A 16,591-nucleotide genomic window follows, 5' to 3' on the forward strand; every position below is an offset into this window, starting at 1 on the left:
AGTTTCACCGCCCGCCGCGACCCCGTCGCCATCGCCCGTCGCGACCCCACCCCCGAAGGGACGACATGGACCTCGCCGCCCCGCCGTCGCAGCTGTCCGACGCCCTGCGCCTCCGGCGCCACCTGCACCTGGGCGGCGAATGGTCGTCTCCCGCCAGCACCGACCTGATCGACGTGGAGAACCCGAGCACCGGCGAGCTGATCGGCCAGGTGCCGGCCGGCACCCCGGCCGACGTGGACCGCGCCGTGGCCGCGGCCCGTGCCGCCTTCCCCGGCTGGTCGGCCACCGCTCCCGCCGAGCGCTCCGCCCACCTCGACCGGCTGCACACCGCGCTCGCCGCACGCGCCGACGACCTCGCCCGCACCATCGCCGTCGAGCTGGGCTCGCCGCTCAAGCTCGCCACCAGGGTGCAGGTCGGACTGCCGTTGACAGTGCTGCGCGACCACGTCGCGCTCGCCGCCCGCGCACCGGTCGACGAGACGATCGGCAACTCCCTCGTCGTCCGCGAGCCGATCGGCGTGGTCGGTGCGATCACCCCGTGGAACTACCCGCTGCACCAGGTGATGGCGAAGCTGGCGCCCGCGTTGGCCGCCGGTTGCACGGTGGTGCTCAAGCCCAGCGAGTTGACCCCGTTGACCGCGTACCTGCTCTTCGACGCGGTCACCGAGGCCGGCCTGCCGCCGGGGGTGCTCAACCTGGTCCCCGGCACCGGGCCGGTGGTCGGCGAGGCCCTGGCCGGGCATCCCGACGTCGACCTCGTCTCGTTCACCGGCTCCACCGCCACCGGCGCGCGGATCATGCGGCTGGCCGCCGACCGGATCGCGCGGGTCGCGCTGGAGCTGGGCGGCAAGTCCGCCAACGTGATCCTCCCCGACGCCGACCTGGCCACCGCGGTCAAGGTGGGCGTCGGCAACGCCCTGCTCAACTCCGGGCAGACCTGCACCGCGTGGACCCGGATGCTCGTGCACCGCGACCGGTACGACGAAGCACTCGACCTGGTCGCCACGGCGGTGGCCGGCTACCGGCTCGGCGACCCGTTCGATCCGGCCACCCGCCTCGGCCCGCTGGTCTCCGCCGCCCAGGCCGAGCGGGTCCGCGGTCACATCGACCGGGCCCTCGCCGACGGCGCCCGACTGGTCGCCGGTGGTCCCGACGCCCCGGTGCCGTCTGCGGGGCACTTCGTGGCCCCGACCGTCTTCGCCGACGTGCACCCCGACAGCGCGCTCGCCCAGGAGGAGGTCTTCGGCCCGGTGCTCGCCGTCCTCCCGTTCGCCGACACCGACGAGGCGGTCGCCATCGCCAACAACTCGAAGTACGGGCTGGCCGGCGCGGTCTGGTCCGCCGACACCGACGCGGCGCTCGCGGTGGCCCGCCGGCTGCGCACCGGGGCGGTCGACATCAACGGCGCCTCGTTCAACCCGCTCGCCCCGTTCGGCGGCTACAAGCAGTCGGGCCTGGGCCGGGAGTTGGGCGTGCACGGGCTCGCCGAGTTCTGCGAGCTGAAGGCGATCCAGCGATGAGCGCCCCCGATTCGGCCCCGGCCGCGCTGGGCGGCGGCACCGAGCCGGCGGGCGCGCCGGTCACCGTCCGCGCCCTGGTGGCGCGTGGGGCCGGCGCCGAGCTGCGAATCGAGCAGGTACGCCTGCCCGCGCCCGGCCCCGGCGAGGTGCGGGTGACGATCCGCGCAGCGGGCGTCTGCCACTCCGACCTGTCCATGGTGAACGGCACCCTCGCCGCGAGGTTCCCGCTGGTGCTCGGACACGAGGCGACCGGGGTGGTGGCCGAGACCGGCCCCGGCAGCCGGCTGGCGGTCGGCACCCCGGTGGTGCTCAACTGGGCGCCGGCCTGCCGGGCCTGCTGGTGGTGCCGGCACGGCGAGCCCTGGTTGTGCGCCGCCACCACCGCGCCCACCGTGGCGCGTGGCGAGACCGACGACGGCACCCCGCTGCACCTGACCCTCGGCCTCGGCGCGCTCGCCGAGGCGGTGGTCGTACCGGAGAACGCCGTCATCGAGGTCCCCGCCGGGCTGCCCCCGGAGCAGGCCGCCCTGCTGGGCTGCGCGGTGCTCACCGGCACGGGCGCGGTGCGCAACACCGCCCGCGTCGCACCCGGTGAATCGGTCGCGGTGATCGGCCTCGGTGGGGTCGGCCTCGCCGTGCTTGCCGCCGCCCGCCGGGCCGGCGCCACCACGATCCTGGCCGTCGACGTCGCCGAGGCGAAACGCGACCTGGCGCTCGCCGCCGGGGCGACCGACTTCCTGCTCTCCGACGACCGGCTCTCCAAGGAGGTGCGGGCGCGTACCGAGGGCCGGGGCGCCGACCACGCCTTCGAGTGCGTCGGTCGCGCCGCCACCATCCGGGCGGCCTGGCGTCTCACCCGGCGCGGGGGATCGGTGACCGTGGTCGGCATGGGTGCCAAGGACGACATGGTCAGCCTCGGCGCGCTGGACATCTTCCACTCCGCGCGGACCCTGCGCTCCTCGGTGTACGGCTCATCCGACCCGGACCGGGAGGTGCCCGTGCTGGCCGCCGAGCTCGCCGACGGTGCACTGGATCTGGGCGTGCTGGTCAGCGGCACGCTCCCGCTGGACGACGCGCCCTCGGCGTTCGACCGGCTGGCCCGGGGCGAGGGCGCTCGCTGGGTGGTCACCCCGGACTGAGCCGAGGTTGCTCGGCCCCGGTGCCCGCCGAACGCGGCGTGACCCAGCCCAACTCATCCGCCACACCTGGCGATCTTGGACAGTTTCCGTTCTGGCAGAACGGAAACTGTCCAAGATCTACCCTGTCAGATCCCTCCCTTGTCCCGACCGGCGTCGCCGGCCCGGTCGGGGCCGCTCTGTCCACGCTGGCGCGGGCTGCGCGAGTCCGCCAGCCGTGGCTGCGCGCGATCTACGACCGCGGCACGGGCCATCCGTACGCCGGTCCGTTCTGACCAGACGATCGGACGTCGTCGAGCTGGGCGGACCCCAGGCGCCGCTTCTTGACCAAGGTGATCGGCCCGTTGCGCCCTCCTATACCTAGCACTACTATGCATAATGATTCTAGGCTTGGGTTGGAGGAGCGCGGTGAGGTCTCGTGAAGGTCGCTAAAGATCTGGTGGCCGCCTCGGCGACACCGATGGTGCTCGGCATCCTGGCCGAGGGTGAGAGCTACGGCTACGCCATCCTCCGGCGGATCAACGAGCTGTCCGGTGGCGAACTGGACTGGACCGAGGGGCTGCTGTACCCGTTGCTGCACCGGCTCGAGCGCCTCGCCTATGTGGAGGCGAGCTGGCAGTCGGCCGTCGGCGAGCGGAAACGCAAGTACTACCGCATCACCGACAGGGGTCTGGCCGAGCTGGCCGAGCAGCGCCGGCAGTGGGACACCGTCGTGGGCGCGCTCAAGGAGATCTGGCACGACCGTGCGCCGCTGACGGCGAACCCACTGGAGGGCCTCGCATGACGGCACACGACGGGCCGGATGAGCTGGAGGCGCAGTTCGCGCAGTGGCGACAGTACGTGCTGCGTCGCAGGGAGTTGCAACCGTCGGACGCCGACGAGCTCGAAGACCACCTTCGCGGCTCCGTCGACGAGTTGGTCGCGGCGGGCCTGAGCCCGGATGAGGCGTTCCTGGTCGCGGTGAAGCGGATGGGCAGCCTCGACGACATCTCCCGCGAGTTCGCCCGGGAACATTCCGAGCGACTGTGGAAGCAGTTGGTGCTGACCGGCGACTCCGGCAGCCCGGCTGCCGGCGCGCGCTCCCGGCGGGACCTGTGGGTCATGTTCGGCTGCGCGGCGGGTGCGGTGGTGTCCGTCAAGGCGCCAGCGCTGTTCGGGCTGACCTTCGACGACGACGGCTCGTTCTACGCGCGGAACGCCACCCTGTTCGCGCTGCCCTGGCTGGCGGCGTTCCTGGCCTGGCGCCGGCAGGCCCGACCGGTGATGATCGCGGTGCTGGTGGCGCTGTTCGCCCTCGGCGCGGTGGCGGCCAACGCCTATCCCCTGGCGGACGACTCGCAGTCCGTGGTCGTCAGCAGCGTCCATCTCCCCATCGCCCTGTGGCTCGTGGTCGGTCTGGCCTACGTCGCCGACGACTGGCGCTCGTCTCGTCGACGCATGGACTTCATCCGCTTCACCGGCGAGTGGTTCATCTACTTCGTACTGATGGCGCTCGGCGGCGGCGTGCTGGCCGCGTTCCTGTTCAACACCTTCGCGGCCATCGGAATCGTCCCGGAGGCGTTCATCTCGCAGTGGCTGCTGCCCTGCGGCGCCGCGGCCGCGGTCGTCGTGGCCGGGTGGTTGGTCGAGGCCAAGCAGAGTGTCGTCGAGAACATCGCGCCGGTCCTCACCCGGCTGTTCACCCCGCTCTTCACGGCCGCCCTGCTCGCCTTCCTCGTCGCTGTCGTCTGGACCAGCCACGGCATCGAGGTCGAGCGCGAAGCTCTGATCCTGTTCGACCTGCTGCTCGTCGTGGTGCTGGGGCTGCTGCTCTACGCGCTCTCGGCCCGCGATCCGCTGGCCCCGCCCGGCCCGTTCGACAAGCTCCAGCTCGCGCTCGTGGTCAGTGCGTTGGCCATCGACGTGCTGGTGCTGTGGGAGATCACCGGACGCATCACCGACGAGTACGGCGGAACGCCCAACCGGGCGGCCGCGCTCGGTGAGAACGTCATCCTGCTGGTCAACCTCGCGTGGTCGGCGTGGCTCCTGATGGCCTTCATCCGTCGGCGCACACCGTTCGCGGCGCTCGAACGGTGGCAGACCGGCTACCTGCCGGTGTACGCCGCGTGGGCCTGGATCGTGGTCCTCGTCTTCCCACCGTTGTTCAGCTACGCCTAGCCAGCGCCACCAACGCGACGCGGAAGCCGGCCCACCCGCCACGGGTGGGCCGGCTTCTCCGTCACTTGCCGGTGACGATGCCCGGGTTGATGCAGAGCCCCGGGTTGGCGCCGTTCTTCTCGGCGATCTCCAGGCAGCGGGTCACCTTGTCGACCTTCGCGTTGGTCTCGGTGATCTGCTTGGAGATCTCGGCGTTCTTGCGGTCCTGTTCCAGGTTGCGGGTCTGCGCCAGCTTGTCCTGGAACGCCTTGATGTTGCCCTCGGTCTTGTCGTCGTGGTTCACCCGGGTGATGGTCACCGAGAGGATGTCCACGTCCGTAGCGAGCCGGGTCTCCGCGCTGGTCTTGATGTTCGCGGCGAACGGCTTGAGGTCGACGTTGAGGTCACCGGTCTGGGCGTCGATCTTCTCCAGCGGGTTGTACGCGGCGAACGCGTCGTTGACGGCGCTGTCGAGCTGCACACCCACCCGCTGGCCCCGGAAGCTGGTGAAGTCGCCCTTGTAGTCCATGAACTGCTTCGGCGCGTTCTCCGGCTTGACCTGCCACTCGATGAGCACCTCGACGCAGGCGTCGGCGAGCGTGCCGGTGCGCACCCGTACGCAGTTGTTGCCGCCGATGTGGTCGTACTTCTGCCGGCCGGCGTCCCACTCGCCGACCTTCTGCCACGGCGCCACCCACTTGAGGCCGGAACCGGTCACCTCGCCGGTGGGCTTGCCGAAGCTGGTGACGATGCCGACCGACCGGATGGGCACCGAGTGGGCGCTGGAGGCGATGCCGACCACGAGCGTGAGGGCGAGAAAGCCGAGCGCGGCGAGAGCGGCCGTCCGCTTCAGCGAGCCCTTGGGGGCGACGAGGGCCAGGACGGCGCAGACCGCCAGGACGACGGCGAAGACGATCGCCATGGTGAAGCCGACGGGCATGGGGTGGAGGCCTTCCGCTGGGCTGTGTGGATCTTCAATCTAGGAGGTCCGGTCAAGTCGGAGGCGTGGTGCGGTGGAGTCGGCGCACGTCATTGACCGGTCGAATATGGAGCCCATCGACATGGCTCGACTCGCGCGGCCCGCCGTAGGTTTCGTCCACGCGACGGGGCTGTGACCACGGTCACCGAACCGACCGTCGCGGCGACGGTGCGGAGGATGAGGCGATGGCCGGGCAAGCGCTCCTGTCGGCCCGTGGGCTGACCCGCGACTTCCGGGGCTTCCGGGCGGTCGACGACGTCGACCTCGACGTCGCGCCGGAGAGTGTGCACGCGCTGGTCGGCCCGAACGGCGCGGGCAAGACAACCCTGTTCAACCTGCTCACCGGCTTTCTGCGTCCCACCGCCGGGCGGATCGAGCTGGACGGGCGGGACGTCACCGGCCTGCCCCCGGAGCGGGTGGCCCGGCTCGGGGTGGCCCGCTCGTTCCAGATCACCAGCCTCTTTCCGCAGCTCTCCGCCCGGGAGCACGTCGCGCTGGCCCTCCAGTCGCCCAGCGGGCTGGGCTGGCGGTTCTGGCGGTCGGCGAAGCTGATGGGTCGCTACACATCGCGGGCCGACGAGTTGCTGGCCATGGTGGGGCTGGCCGACCTGGCGCAGGCGCCGTCCGAGTCGTTGGCGTACGGGCGCAAGCGGGCCCTGGAACTGGCCATCGCCCTGGCGCTGGACCCGAAGGTGCTGCTGCTCGACGAGCCGACCGCCGGGATGGGCATGGAGGACGTGGACCGCACCGTCGAGCTGATCAGCCAGGTCCGCCAGGGCCGGACCGTGGTGATGGTCGAGCACAACATGAGCGTGGTCGGCCGACTCGCCGACACCGTCACCGTCCTGCAGGCCGGCAAGGTCCTCGTCGAGGGCCCGTACGAGCAGGTCCGGGCCGACGAGCGCGTGATCACCGCCTACCTGGGAGCCGCTGATGCTGCGCATTGAGAACCTCTCCGCCTTCTACGGCGAGGCGCAGGTGCTCCGCGACGTCAGCCTCGAGGTGGCCGCCGGCGAGGTGGTCACCCTGGTCGGGCGCAACGGCGCCGGCAAGTCCACCCTGCTGCGCTGCGTCATGGGGCTGCATCCCGGTCAGCGCGGCACTGTCGAGCTGGACGGCCGCGACATCTCCCGGCTGCCGGCGCACAGACGGGCCCGTCTGGGGCTGGGCTGGGTGCCCGACGACCGGGGCAGCTACGCCACCCTGACCGTCACCGAGAACCTCACCCTGCCGCCCACCGTGGGCCCCGACCCGTGGCCGCTGGAGCGGGTGTACGAGGCCTTTCCCGCCCTCCACACCCGGCGGGACTCCGCGGCCACCATGCTCTCCGGCGGCGAGCAGCAGATGCTCGCGCTGGCCCGGGTGCTGCGGATGGGCGCCCGGCTGCTGCTCTGCGACGAGCCCACCGAAGGGCTGTCGCCACTGCTGGTGCAGCAGGTCGGTGAGCTGCTGCGCGAGGCCAAGCGGCACGGGGTGACAGTGCTGCTGGTCGAACAGAACCTGCACTTCGCCACGGGTGTCGCCGACCGGCACTACCTGCTGGCCGAGGGGCGAATCGCCGAGGCGATGGACAACTCCGAGGTGCGCTCGCGCGAACGCGAACTGCTCGCGTACCTCGGGATCTGAATTTCTCAACGACGACCCGCGCGACGACGCGCCGGATGGATGGAGTGGGCATGCGCAGGACGGTGGGTGTGGCCGTGGCGTCAGCCGCGGTGGTGCTGCTGGTCGCCGGTTGCGGCGGCGGTGGCCCCCAGTCGGGTGGGGACCAGAAACTGACCGGCGACAAGATCGTGCTGGGCGTGCTCAACGACCAGTCCGGGGCGTACTCGGAGCTGTCCGGGAAGAACTCGGTGGCGGCGGTCGAGCTGGCCATCGCCGACTTCACCGCGAAGTACGGCGACAAGGCGGTGACCAAGGACATTACAGTGGAGACCGCCGACCACCAGAACAAGCCGGACGTGGCCAACTCCAAGGCCCAGGAGATGTACGACCGCAAGGGCGTCGACCTGATCCTGGACGTGCCCACCTCGTCGGCGGCGCTGAAGGTCGCCGACGTGGCGAAGGAGAAGAAGAAGCTCTACTTCAACATCGGCGCGGCGACCACCGACCTGACCGGCAAGAGCTGCAACAGGTACACGTTCCACTACGCGTACGACACGTACATGCTGGCCAACGGCACCGGGAAGACCACCACCGAGCAGATCGGCAAGAACTGGTACATCCTGTACCCGAACTACGCCTTCGGTCAGGACATGGAGAAGAGCTTCTCCACCGCGATCACGGCGGCCGGCGGCACGGTGGTGGGCAGGGACGGCGCGCCGTTCCCGAACACCAGCGGTGACTTCTCCACCTTCCTGCTCAAGGCACCGAACCTGAACCCGAAGCCGAACGTGCTGGGCACCATGCAGGCCGGTGCCGAGCTGGTCAACGTGGTGAAGCAGTACAACGAGTTCAAGCTGCGCGACAAGGGCGTCGGTCTCGCGGTGGGGCTGATGTTCCTCACCGACATCCACTCGCTCACCCCGGCCGCGCTGGCCGGCACCACGTACACCGACGCCTGGTACTGGAACTTCGACGCGAAGAACCGGGAGTTCGCCGACCGCTTCCAGCAGAAGGCCGGCACCCGGCCGACGTTCGCGCACGCGGCCAACTACTCCGCGGCGTTGCAGTACCTGGAGGCGGTGCAGGCCGCCGGCACCGACGACGCGGACGCCGTGGTCAAGGGGCTGGAGGGCAAGACGGTCGAGGACGTCTTCCTGCGCAACGGCAAGATCCGCGCCGAGGACCACCGGGTGGTGCACGACGCGTACCTGGCCCAGGTGAAGCCTCAGGCCGAGATCACCGAGCCGTGGGACTACGTGAAGGTGCTCAAGACGATCCCCGCCGCGGAGGCGTTCCGCGCGCCCTCCGCGGACTGCAAGCTGTGACCGGCTTCGCGCAGAACACGTTCAACGGGTTGGTGAGCGGGGCGTTCTACGCCCTGCTCGCCCTCGGGCTCGCCGTCATCTTCGGCATGCTGCGGGTGGTCAACTTCGCGCACGGCGCGTTCTACATGCTCGGCGCGTTCGGGGCGTACGTGCTGCTCACCGAGGCGGGAGTGCCGTTCTGGGCCGCCCTGGTGATCATGCCGGTGGGGCTGGGTCTGCTCGGCATGGCGCTGGAACGCGCGGTGATCCAACGGCTGACCAGGCTCGACCCGCTCTACAACTTCCTGCTCACCTTCGGCCTGACCCTGATCCTCCAGGATCTGGTGAAGCTGCGCTACGGCGTGCAGTCCAGCCCGTACGAGACGCCGTCGCTGCTGAGCGGGTCGGTCAACTTCGGGCTCTTCGACTTCCCGACGTACCGGGTGTTCATCCTCGGCTTCGCGGTGCTGCTCTGCGTCGCGGTGTGGTGGGTGCTCACCCGTACCCGGATCGGGATGGTGGTCCGCGCGGCCACCGAGCGGCCCGACCTGACCCGCGCCTTCGGCATCGACGTCGGACGGTGGGTGACACCGGTCTTCGGCTTCGGGATCGGGCTGGCCGGTCTCGCCGGTGTGCTGGCCGCACCGATGCGCGCGGTCAACCCGCTGATGGGGGCCGACCTGATCATCGTGGTGTTCGCGGTGGTCGTGATCGGCGGGCTGGGCTCGATCTTCGGTTCGGTCGCCGCCGGCTTCGGTATCGGCCTCGTGCAGGCGTGGGGTGAGGCGTACCTGTCGGCCTTCCCGATCGTCTCGCAGACCATCGTCTTCGTCGTGATGGCCGGCGTGCTGCTCTGGCGCCCGGCCGGCCTGTTCGGTCGTGAGGAGGCTCCCGCGTGACCAGCACCGTGGACACTGCCGCCGCCGACGCGTCCCGCTCGACGCCGCCGTCCGGGTTGATCGCCGTGGCCCGGGCTCCCGGCTGGGTGCGGTACGCGCTGCTCGCCGTCGGGCTGGCAGTCGCGGCGTGGCTGCCCAACGGCCTCTACCCGGCGGTCGCGGTGGACATCCTCTGCTGGGCACTGTTCGCCGTCGCGGTGGACCTGCTGCTCGGCTTCACCGGGCTGATGTCCTTCGGGCACGCCGCGTTCTGGGGCACCTCGGCGTACGTCACCGGGTTGGTGGCCATCCACGCCGGCCTGCCGTTCCCGCTCGCGGTGCTGGCCGGGGCGCTCGCCGCGGCCGTTCTGGCGGTGCCGATCGGCTACCTGGCGGTCAAGCGGACCGGCATCTACTTCGCCATGGTGACCCTGGCGTTCGCGCAGATGGTCTACTACGTGGCCAACGAGTGGCGCTCGGTCACCCAGGGTGAGAACGGTCTCCAGGGGGTGCCCCGTTCGTTCTTCGGCCTGGATCTGACCGACGACTACTTCTTCTACTACGCGATCCTGCCGATCGTGCTGCTCGGGCTGGCCGCCGCCTGGCGGATCGTGCACTCGCCGTTCGGTCGGGTGCTGGTCGGCATCCGGGACAACCCGGCCCGCGCGCGGGCGCTGGGCTACCCGGTGCACCGCTACAAGCTCACCGCGTTCGTGCTCTCCGGGTTCATCGCCGGCCTCGGCGGCGGGCTGTTCGCGGTCGGCCACCGGTTCGTCTCCCTGGACGTGCTGCACTGGACCACCTCCGGCAAGGCGGTCATCGTGGTGGTGCTCGGTGGTATCGGCACCCTCTGGGGTGGGGTGCTCGGCGCCGGCATCGTGGTGCGGCTGGAGGACTGGCTGTCGTTCTCCGGGTTCGAGGCGATCGGCCTGGTGACCGGCGGCATCTTCGTCCTCGTGGTGGTGCTGTTCCGCCGTGGCATCTGGGGCAGCGTCGCCGCACTGGCCCAGCGGCTGGCGGCCCGCCGCCGGTAAATCCCGCGAGGGCGCATCCGCCGCGCGTCGTTTCAGCGAATCCCCGGGTGGAAACCATCTACCCGGGGGGACGTCTGGTGCTGACCCATCCGATGCCGGCGGATGCCGTGCAGGTCGCGTACAAGCGCGTCTCGTTGGCGGCCGAGGACCTGGACGGTAGCCGTGTCGCCACGGTGCTGTTGGAGATGGCCGAAGCCTGGGGCGTGCCGGCGCTCTGGGAGCAGGTCTGCCGGCCGCTGCTGGCCCGACTGCCGGGGCGCACCGCCAGTGAGATCGCCATCGAACACGCCCTCGCCGAGGGTGTGCGGGTCGGGCTGGACGTGTACCGCCGCAAGCCGGGCCGGTCACTGCCCACCGGCGGTGTGCTGTTGGCCGGAGCCGAGCAGGAGACGCACTGCCTGGGCCTGCACGCCCTCGCCGCCGCGCTGCGCGAGCAGGACCGGGGGTGTCTGCATCTCGGCCCCGCGCTGCCCTGGCACGCGTTGACCAGCGCGGTGCACCGGGCCCGCCCGCACACCGTGGTGCTGTGGTCGCAGACGCCGGTCACCGGCCGCGCGTACCGCCTCGTGCGCTTCGCCCGGGACTTCCCGGCGCTGCGGGTGTACGGCGCCGGGCCGGGCTGGATCGAACCGCTCACCGCGCCGTCAGCGCATCTCGACTCGCTGTCGGACGCGGTCGCCGCCTGCCTGGCGGTGCGACCAGGAAGTGATGCGCACCACATACGATACGGACCCGTGCCGTATCGTTAATACGCGTCGTAGGCTGACCCACGTTACGAGTCTGACCCGTATCGTATTGCGGTGCGGGTGAAGCGTGGGGGGAAAACCAGGTATGGAGCTGCACAACAACACGGGCCACCCGAGGAGGTGGGCGATCCTGGGGGTGCTGGTGATCAGCCTCCTCGTGGTCGTCCTCGACAACACGATCCTCAACGTGGCCCTGCGCACCCTGGCCGACCCGGTGCACGGCCTCGGCGCCAGCCAGGGCGAGCTGGAGTGGGCCATCAACTCCTACACGCTGGTCTTCGCCGGGCTGCTGTTCACCTTCGGAGTCCTCGGCGACCGGTCCGGCCGCAAGCGCTTCCTGATGATCGGTCTGGCGATGTTCGGTCTGGCATCGTTGCTCTCCGCGTACTCGCAGAGCCCCGGCCAGCTCATCGCGGCCCGCGCCCTGATGGGTGTCGGCGGCGCGGCCATCATGCCGGTGACGCTGTCGATCATCTCCAACGTCTTCGACCCGCGTGAGCGCGGTCGGGCCATCGGTGTCTGGGCCGGCGCGGTCGGTCTCGCCGTGGCCATCGGCCCGATCCTCGGCGGCGCGCTGCTGGAGCACTTCTGGTGGGGCTCGGTCTTCCTGATCAACGTGCCCGTGGTCGTCGCCGGCGTGATCCTGGTGGCCCTGCTGGTCCCCGAGTCGCGTGACCCGCGGCCGGGCCGGGTCGACGTGCTCGGCGTCCTGCTCTCCGTGGTCGGCCTGGTCGCCCTCTCCTACGGCATCATCGACGGCGGCGAGCACGGCTTCGACCGCCCGCTGGCCTGGGGCTCGATCCTCGTCGGCCTCGCCGTGCTGGCCTGGTTCGTCCAGCACGAGCGGCGCAGCGACCACCCGTCGCTGGACGTCCGGCTGTTCAAGGTGCCCCGGTTCGCCGCCCCGGTCGTCATCGTCGGCCTGGTGTTCTTCGCCGCGATGGGCTCGCTGTTCTTCGGCTCGTTCTACCTGCAACTGGTGCGGGGCTACAGCCCGCTGCAGACCGGTCTGCTCTTCCTGCCCTTCGCCGGCGCCCAGCTGATCTTCGCGCCGCGCAGCGCCGCGATGGTCCGCCGCTACGGCGGCCGGGCCGTCGCCACCGTCGGGCTGGTGCTGACCATGATCTCGCTCGCCGCGTTCGTGTTCATCGGCGCCTCCACCCCGATCTGGGTGGTGCTGCTCGTCTTCCTCATCCAGGGCGCCGGGATGGCCAACATCATGCCGCCGGCCACCGAGTCGATCATGTCGGCGCTGCCCCGCGAGAAGGCCGGTGTCGGCTCCGCGGTCAGCAACACCATCCGTCAGGTGGCCGGCGCGCTCGGCGTCGCGGTCCTCGGCTCGGTGCTCTCCGCGGTCTACCGCAGCAACATCGGTGACGCGCTGACCGGCCTGCCCGCTCCGGCCCGCGACGCGGCCAACGAGTCGATCTCCGGGGCGTACGCGGCGGCGGGCCAGCTCGGCCCGGCGGCGCCGGCGCTGATCTCGGCGGCCAACGACGCCTTCGTCACCGCCATGCACTGGGCGGCCGGGCTCTCCGGGATCATCGCCGCACTCGGAATCATCGTGGTACTGCGCTGGATGCCCGGTCGGGAGGAGACCAACCTCGCCCCGGTGGCGCCGGTCGCCGAGCCCGAGTTGGCCGGCACGGCGTAGGTGCGGGAAGAATGTCGGACATGACGTCCACTGCCGATGCTCCGCGGTCGCCCGGGCGACCGCGGAGCGTCCGCGCCGACGAGGCGATCATCGAGGCGACCCTCGACCTGCTCGCCGAGGGCAGCACCATCGAGGCACTGTCGATCGAGGCGATCGCCGCCCGCGCCGGCGTCGGCAAGGCCACCATCTACCGCCGTTGGGCCGGCAAGGACGCCCTGCTGCTGGACGCGCTGCGGCGACTCAAGGGCGTCCTGCCGCAGCCCACCGGCCACTCCGTCCGCGACGACCTGGTGCTGCTGGTCGGCGCGATCGGCAAGAACGTCGACCCGCGCGCGGCGAAGATCATGCCCTGTCTGGTGCCCGCGGTGAACCGCAGCCCGGACCAGTTCCAGCTCTACCAGAACATCATCTCGCCCCGGCGGCAGCTCATGCGCGAGGTGCTGCGGCGCGGCATCGACGAAGGGGTGATCCGGGCCGACATCGACGTCGAGGTGACGATGGCGCTGCTCACCGGGCCGATGCTGATCCAACGGGTGCTCCAGTGGAACCCCGACCTGGACGAGCAGACCCTGCCCGAGCGGGTCGTCGACGCCGTGCTGGAGGGCATTCAGGTCCGCTGAGCCGGGCGCCGAGCCCGCCCGCTGGCCAGCTGGGCGCCGAGCCCGCCCGCTGGCCGCCTGGGCGCTAAGCCCGCCCGCTGGCCGTCGTCGGTCAGCCGGCCGGTGCGCGCAGCCGGTGCAGGCGCAGCGCGAGCTGCACCTCCAGCGCCCGCTCGGGCCGCTGCCAGTCGGCGCCGAGCAGTTGCCCGACCCGCTCCAACCGCTGGGTCACCGTGTTGACGTGCACGTGCAACTGCTCGGCGGCCCGGGCCAGGCTGCCACCCACCCCGAAGTACGCCTCCAGCGTCTTCACCAGAGCCGTGCCCCGCCGGGCGTCGTAGTCGACCACCGGCCCGACGGTCGTGGCGAGGAACTGGGTCACGTCCTTCTCACCCCGATCGCCGACCGTGCCCAGCAGCAACCCGACGAAGCCCAGCTCCGCGGTGCTCGCACCCTGCCCGTCGCGCCCCAGAGCGCCCAACGCCGTCAGGCACCGATCCGCCTCGTGGAACGTGGCGGCCAGCGCCGCCGGCCCGTTCGACGGACCACTCGCGCCGGCGGTCACCGGTCGGCCGGTCACCCGGGACAGGTCCCGTGCGACCGCGCGAGCACTCCCACCGGCGTCCAGCCCCGGCAGCATCAGCACCACCCGGCCGTCCCGCGCCGCGGCCAGCCCGCCGCGCGCGGAGGCGTACGTGGTGGCCCAGGAGAGCACCCGCTGTCTCGCCGAGCCGGTCGCGGCGATCGCGTCGTCGCCCACCGCCACCAGCACGTGCGGCGCGTCCAGGTCCACCCCGAGCCGGCGGGCCCGACTGCGCAACGCGTCGGTGTCCCGCAACGGGCGGGCGATCAGGTCGTCCAGCAGCTCGCCCCGGACCCGCCCCTCCGCCTCGGCGACCGTACGACGGAACAACAGCAGCAGCGCGGTCACCAGCGCGGCCCGCTCCAGGATCCGCTGGTCGGCGTCGACCAACTCGTCGTCCGGACGCAGCACCAGGGCACCCAGGTTCTCCGCGCCGGCCACCACCGCCGCGTACCAGAGCGGGCTGCGGCGCACGCTGCGCCCCTCGGTGCGCGACGCCGCGACCGCCTCCACGATGTCCGCCCGGTCCGGCTCGTCGATCTCACCCACCCGGGCCAGCAGGCGGCCCTCGGCGTCCAGTGCCAGCAGCGCACCGCCCAGCACCTCGGTCACCGCGGCCGCCACGTCCTCCACACCACCGCCGCGCAGCACCAGCGCCGTCATCCGGTCGTGCGCCGCCGCGGCCCGCTCCACCGAGCTGCTGTGGGCCCGGATGGTGGTGTTCGCCGCCGACAGCTCGCCCAGCGCCGAGCGCGTCTCGGTCAGCAGCCGGGCGGTGTCGATCGCCACCGCGGCGTGCGCGGCGAGCGAGACCAGCAGCGCCACCTCCTCCCGGACGAACGGCCGGGCCGAGCGGTTGGCCGCGTAGAGCACACCGATCGAGGTGGAGCCGAGCCGCAGCGGCACCCCGAGGATCGCGACGAGGCCCTCCTCCCCGACCCCGGCGTCGATCTCACCGGTGTGGTGGAAGCGCGCGTCCTCGCCATAGTTGGCGGTGACGTACGGGGCCCCGGATTGGGCCACCAGCCCACCGAGGCCGGCACCCATCGGCAGGCGCAGCCGCTGGAAACGGGCCGAAACCGACCCGTCGGTCACCCGCATGTAGGTGTCGCCGCGCTCGTCGTCGTTGAGCGTCATGTAGGCCACGTCCGCGCCGAGCAGGTTGCGGGCCCGGTGCACGATCGCCCGTAACACGTCGTCCAGGTCGCGCAGCCCGGCCAGGTCACTGACCGTGTCGTACAGGCCGGACAGCTCGGTCTCGCGCCGGCGCCGACGCTCCAGCAGCGCGCGGACCCGTAACGCCACCGACTTGGCCTGCTCCAGCTCGGCCAGCTTGTCGGGCGGCAGCCCGGCAGCGCGCGCGGCCACCAACGGCCCCTCGAACTCGACCGCGGCGGCCTCCCGCGCGAGCAGTTCCAGGAACTCCACCGGCGAAGACATGGTCGACATTGTGCTCGGGCCCACTAGTTGGCCGTCCAGCCCCCGTCGAGGGCGATCGACGCGCCGGTGATGAAGGCCGCAGGCGGCGAGCAGAGGTACGCCAGCAGCTCGGCGACCTCCTCCGGTTCGATCAGTCGCTTGATCGCGGCCCGGGCCAGCATGATCTTTTCGATCACCTCGGTCTCGTCGATGCCGTGGCTGGCCGCCTGGTCGGCGATCTGGCTCTCCACCAGCGCCGTGCGCACGTACGCGGGGTTGATGCAGTTGGCGGTCACCCCGTGCGCGGCGCCCTCCAGCGCGACCACCTTCGACAGCCCCTCCAGGGCGTGCTTGGCCGAGACGTAGGCCGCCTTGTACGGCGACGCGCGCAGCCCGTGCACCGAGGAGATGTTGACGATGCGGCCCCAGCTCCGGGCGTACATGTGCGGCAGCGCCCGGCGGATCAGCAGGAACGGCGCCTCCACCATCACCCGCTGGATGTACTCGAATCGCTCGACGGGGAAGTCCTGCACCGGCGCGACGTGCTGAAGCCCGGCGTTGTTGACCACGATGTCCACGTCCACGTCGAGGCGGTCCACCGCCGCGGCGTCGGACAGGTCCACGCCCTCGGCCCGGCCGCCGGCCTCGGCCGCGACCGCCTTGGCCGCCTCCAGGTTGCGGTCCACCACGAGCACCTTGGCGCCGGCCGCGCCCAGCCGCAGGGCGCACGCCCGCCCGATGCCGCTGCCGCCCCCGGTGACCAGGGCGGTCCGACCGGCGAGGTCGACCTGTACGACGTGGGGGACCGCCACGGGTTCTGCCGTCATGGCGCAAGAAGTTACGAGCTGTGTGCTCCCCGGCACATGGGCCAGCGACACATACTCCGGCGCAAAGCTGTGTGGCTCCACCTGCCCGTGCCGCCCGCTCCCGCCCCGCCGCCGCTCGCGACCACCCCGCTCCGGCCCCGCTCCGGCCCCGTCCCGCCGCGCCTCGTGCCT

General features: G+C 71.5%; 15 protein-coding genes. 12 read left to right on the forward strand and 3 right to left on the reverse strand.

Translation table 11 applies throughout. The features are described 5' to 3' along the window. Positions 1–65 precede the first annotated feature (65 nt). From HNR22_RS30080 to HNR22_RS30095, 4 genes are all read left to right on the forward strand, one after another. Positions 66–1,520: an aldehyde dehydrogenase family protein gene (locus HNR22_RS30080; RefSeq protein WP_179783218.1), complete on the forward strand. Its 1,455-nt coding sequence runs from the start codon at positions 66–68 to the stop codon at positions 1,518–1,520. After that, on the forward strand, positions 1,517–2,659 hold the full coding sequence (locus HNR22_RS30085) for an alcohol dehydrogenase catalytic domain-containing protein (protein WP_246381021.1): 1,143 nt from the start codon (positions 1,517–1,519) through the stop codon (positions 2,657–2,659). Before HNR22_RS30080 ends, HNR22_RS30085 begins: the two co-directional genes overlap by 4 nt. A gap of 415 nt (positions 2,660–3,074) precedes the next feature. Continuing rightward, complete coding sequence (locus HNR22_RS30090) at positions 3,075–3,440, forward strand: helix-turn-helix transcriptional regulator (protein WP_179783219.1); 366 nt, start codon at positions 3,075–3,077, stop codon at positions 3,438–3,440. Beyond that, the gene (locus HNR22_RS30095) at positions 3,437–4,813 is read left to right on the forward strand and encodes a permease prefix domain 1-containing protein (protein WP_179783220.1); all 1,377 of its coding nucleotides are present in this window, start codon (positions 3,437–3,439) and stop codon (positions 4,811–4,813) included. Before HNR22_RS30090 ends, HNR22_RS30095 begins: the two co-directional genes overlap by 4 nt. 61 nt (positions 4,814–4,874) lie before the next feature. Here the strand turns inward: HNR22_RS30095 and HNR22_RS30100 are convergent, their stop codons facing one another. Further along, entirely contained in the window at positions 4,875–5,732 is an 858-nt protein-coding gene (locus HNR22_RS30100; RefSeq protein ID WP_179783221.1) for an SPFH domain-containing protein, read from the reverse strand. A 224-nt stretch (positions 5,733–5,956) separates the two neighbouring features. Here HNR22_RS30100 and HNR22_RS30105 point away from each other — a divergent pair, with 224 nt between their 5' ends. The 8 genes from HNR22_RS30105 (at position 5,957) to HNR22_RS30140 (ending at position 13,612) form a co-directional block, all read left to right on the forward strand. Then, positions 5,957–6,718 carry an ABC transporter ATP-binding protein gene (locus tag HNR22_RS30105; protein ID WP_179783222.1) on the forward strand — a complete coding sequence of 254 codons (762 nt, stop codon included), beginning with the start codon at positions 5,957–5,959 and terminating at the stop codon, positions 6,716–6,718. Then, positions 6,705–7,397, forward strand: coding sequence for an ABC transporter ATP-binding protein (locus HNR22_RS30110; RefSeq protein ID WP_179783223.1), 693 nt, complete (start codon positions 6,705–6,707; stop codon positions 7,395–7,397). The genes HNR22_RS30105 and HNR22_RS30110 overlap by 14 nt, the downstream gene beginning before the upstream one ends. Positions 7,398–7,447: 50 nt before the next feature. Then, entirely contained in the window at positions 7,448–8,701 is a 1,254-nt protein-coding gene (locus HNR22_RS30115) for an ABC transporter substrate-binding protein (RefSeq protein ID WP_179783224.1), read from the forward strand. Further along, the gene (locus tag HNR22_RS30120) at positions 8,698–9,579 is read left to right on the forward strand and encodes an ABC transporter permease subunit (RefSeq protein WP_179783225.1); all 882 of its coding nucleotides are present in this window, start codon (positions 8,698–8,700) and stop codon (positions 9,577–9,579) included. Before HNR22_RS30115 ends, HNR22_RS30120 begins: the two co-directional genes overlap by 4 nt. Further along, positions 9,576–10,592, forward strand: a complete 1,017-nt coding sequence (locus tag HNR22_RS30125; protein WP_179783226.1) for an ABC transporter permease subunit — start codon at positions 9,576–9,578, stop codon at positions 10,590–10,592. The genes HNR22_RS30120 and HNR22_RS30125 overlap by 4 nt, the downstream gene beginning before the upstream one ends. A gap of 47 nt (positions 10,593–10,639) precedes the next feature. Next, complete coding sequence (locus HNR22_RS30130; RefSeq protein ID WP_343060020.1) at positions 10,640–11,341, forward strand: transcriptional regulator; 702 nt, start codon at positions 10,640–10,642, stop codon at positions 11,339–11,341. Between the two features lie 82 nt (positions 11,342–11,423). Further along, the gene (locus HNR22_RS30135; protein WP_179783227.1) at positions 11,424–12,992 is read left to right on the forward strand and encodes an MFS transporter; all 1,569 of its coding nucleotides are present in this window, start codon (positions 11,424–11,426) and stop codon (positions 12,990–12,992) included. Between the two features lie 11 nt (positions 12,993–13,003). After that, entirely contained in the window at positions 13,004–13,612 is a 609-nt protein-coding gene (locus tag HNR22_RS30140; RefSeq protein ID WP_179783228.1) for a TetR/AcrR family transcriptional regulator, read from the forward strand. Between the two features lie 91 nt (positions 13,613–13,703). Here the strand turns inward: HNR22_RS30140 and HNR22_RS30145 are convergent, their stop codons facing one another. Both HNR22_RS30145 and HNR22_RS30150 read right to left on the reverse strand, forming a co-directional pair. Next, a complete protein-coding gene (locus HNR22_RS30145; protein ID WP_179783229.1) occupies positions 13,704–15,623 on the reverse strand; it encodes a helix-turn-helix domain-containing protein in 1,920 nt (639 codons plus the stop codon). 14 nt (positions 15,624–15,637) lie between these two features. Continuing rightward, the gene (locus tag HNR22_RS30150; RefSeq protein WP_179783230.1) at positions 15,638–16,420 is read right to left on the reverse strand and encodes a 3-hydroxybutyrate dehydrogenase; all 783 of its coding nucleotides are present in this window, start codon (positions 16,418–16,420) and stop codon (positions 15,638–15,640) included. Positions 16,421–16,591: the final 171 nt, after the last annotated feature.

Origin of the sequence: Micromonospora jinlongensis, assembly GCF_013410645.1 — a bacterium.
GTDB lineage: Bacteria > Actinomycetota > Actinomycetes > Mycobacteriales > Micromonosporaceae > Micromonospora > Micromonospora zamorensis.

Bases quoted from the DNA above. Each gene is read 5' to 3' on its own strand.
- HNR22_RS30140 (WP_179783228.1), top strand. From the start codon at position 13,004: ATGTCGGACATGACGTCCACTGCCGATGCTCCGCGGTCGCCCGGGCGA.
- HNR22_RS30145 (WP_179783229.1), bottom strand. From the start codon at position 15,623: ATGTCGACCATGTCTTCGCCGGTGGAGTTCCTGGAACTGCTCGCGCGG.
- HNR22_RS30115 (WP_179783224.1), top strand. From the start codon at position 7,448: ATGCGCAGGACGGTGGGTGTGGCCGTGGCGTCAGCCGCGGTGGTGCTG.
- HNR22_RS30080 (WP_179783218.1), top strand. From the start codon at position 66: ATGGACCTCGCCGCCCCGCCGTCGCAGCTGTCCGACGCCCTGCGCCTC.
- HNR22_RS30105 (WP_179783222.1), top strand. From the start codon at position 5,957: ATGGCCGGGCAAGCGCTCCTGTCGGCCCGTGGGCTGACCCGCGACTTC.
- HNR22_RS30085 (WP_246381021.1), top strand. From the start codon at position 1,517: ATGAGCGCCCCCGATTCGGCCCCGGCCGCGCTGGGCGGCGGCACCGAG.
- HNR22_RS30150 (WP_179783230.1), bottom strand. From the start codon at position 16,420: ATGACGGCAGAACCCGTGGCGGTCCCCCACGTCGTACAGGTCGACCTC.
- HNR22_RS30110 (WP_179783223.1), top strand. From the start codon at position 6,705: ATGCTGCGCATTGAGAACCTCTCCGCCTTCTACGGCGAGGCGCAGGTG.
- HNR22_RS30100 (WP_179783221.1), bottom strand. From the start codon at position 5,732: ATGCCCGTCGGCTTCACCATGGCGATCGTCTTCGCCGTCGTCCTGGCG.
- HNR22_RS30135 (WP_179783227.1), top strand. From the start codon at position 11,424: ATGGAGCTGCACAACAACACGGGCCACCCGAGGAGGTGGGCGATCCTG.
- HNR22_RS30095 (WP_179783220.1), top strand. From the start codon at position 3,437: ATGACGGCACACGACGGGCCGGATGAGCTGGAGGCGCAGTTCGCGCAG.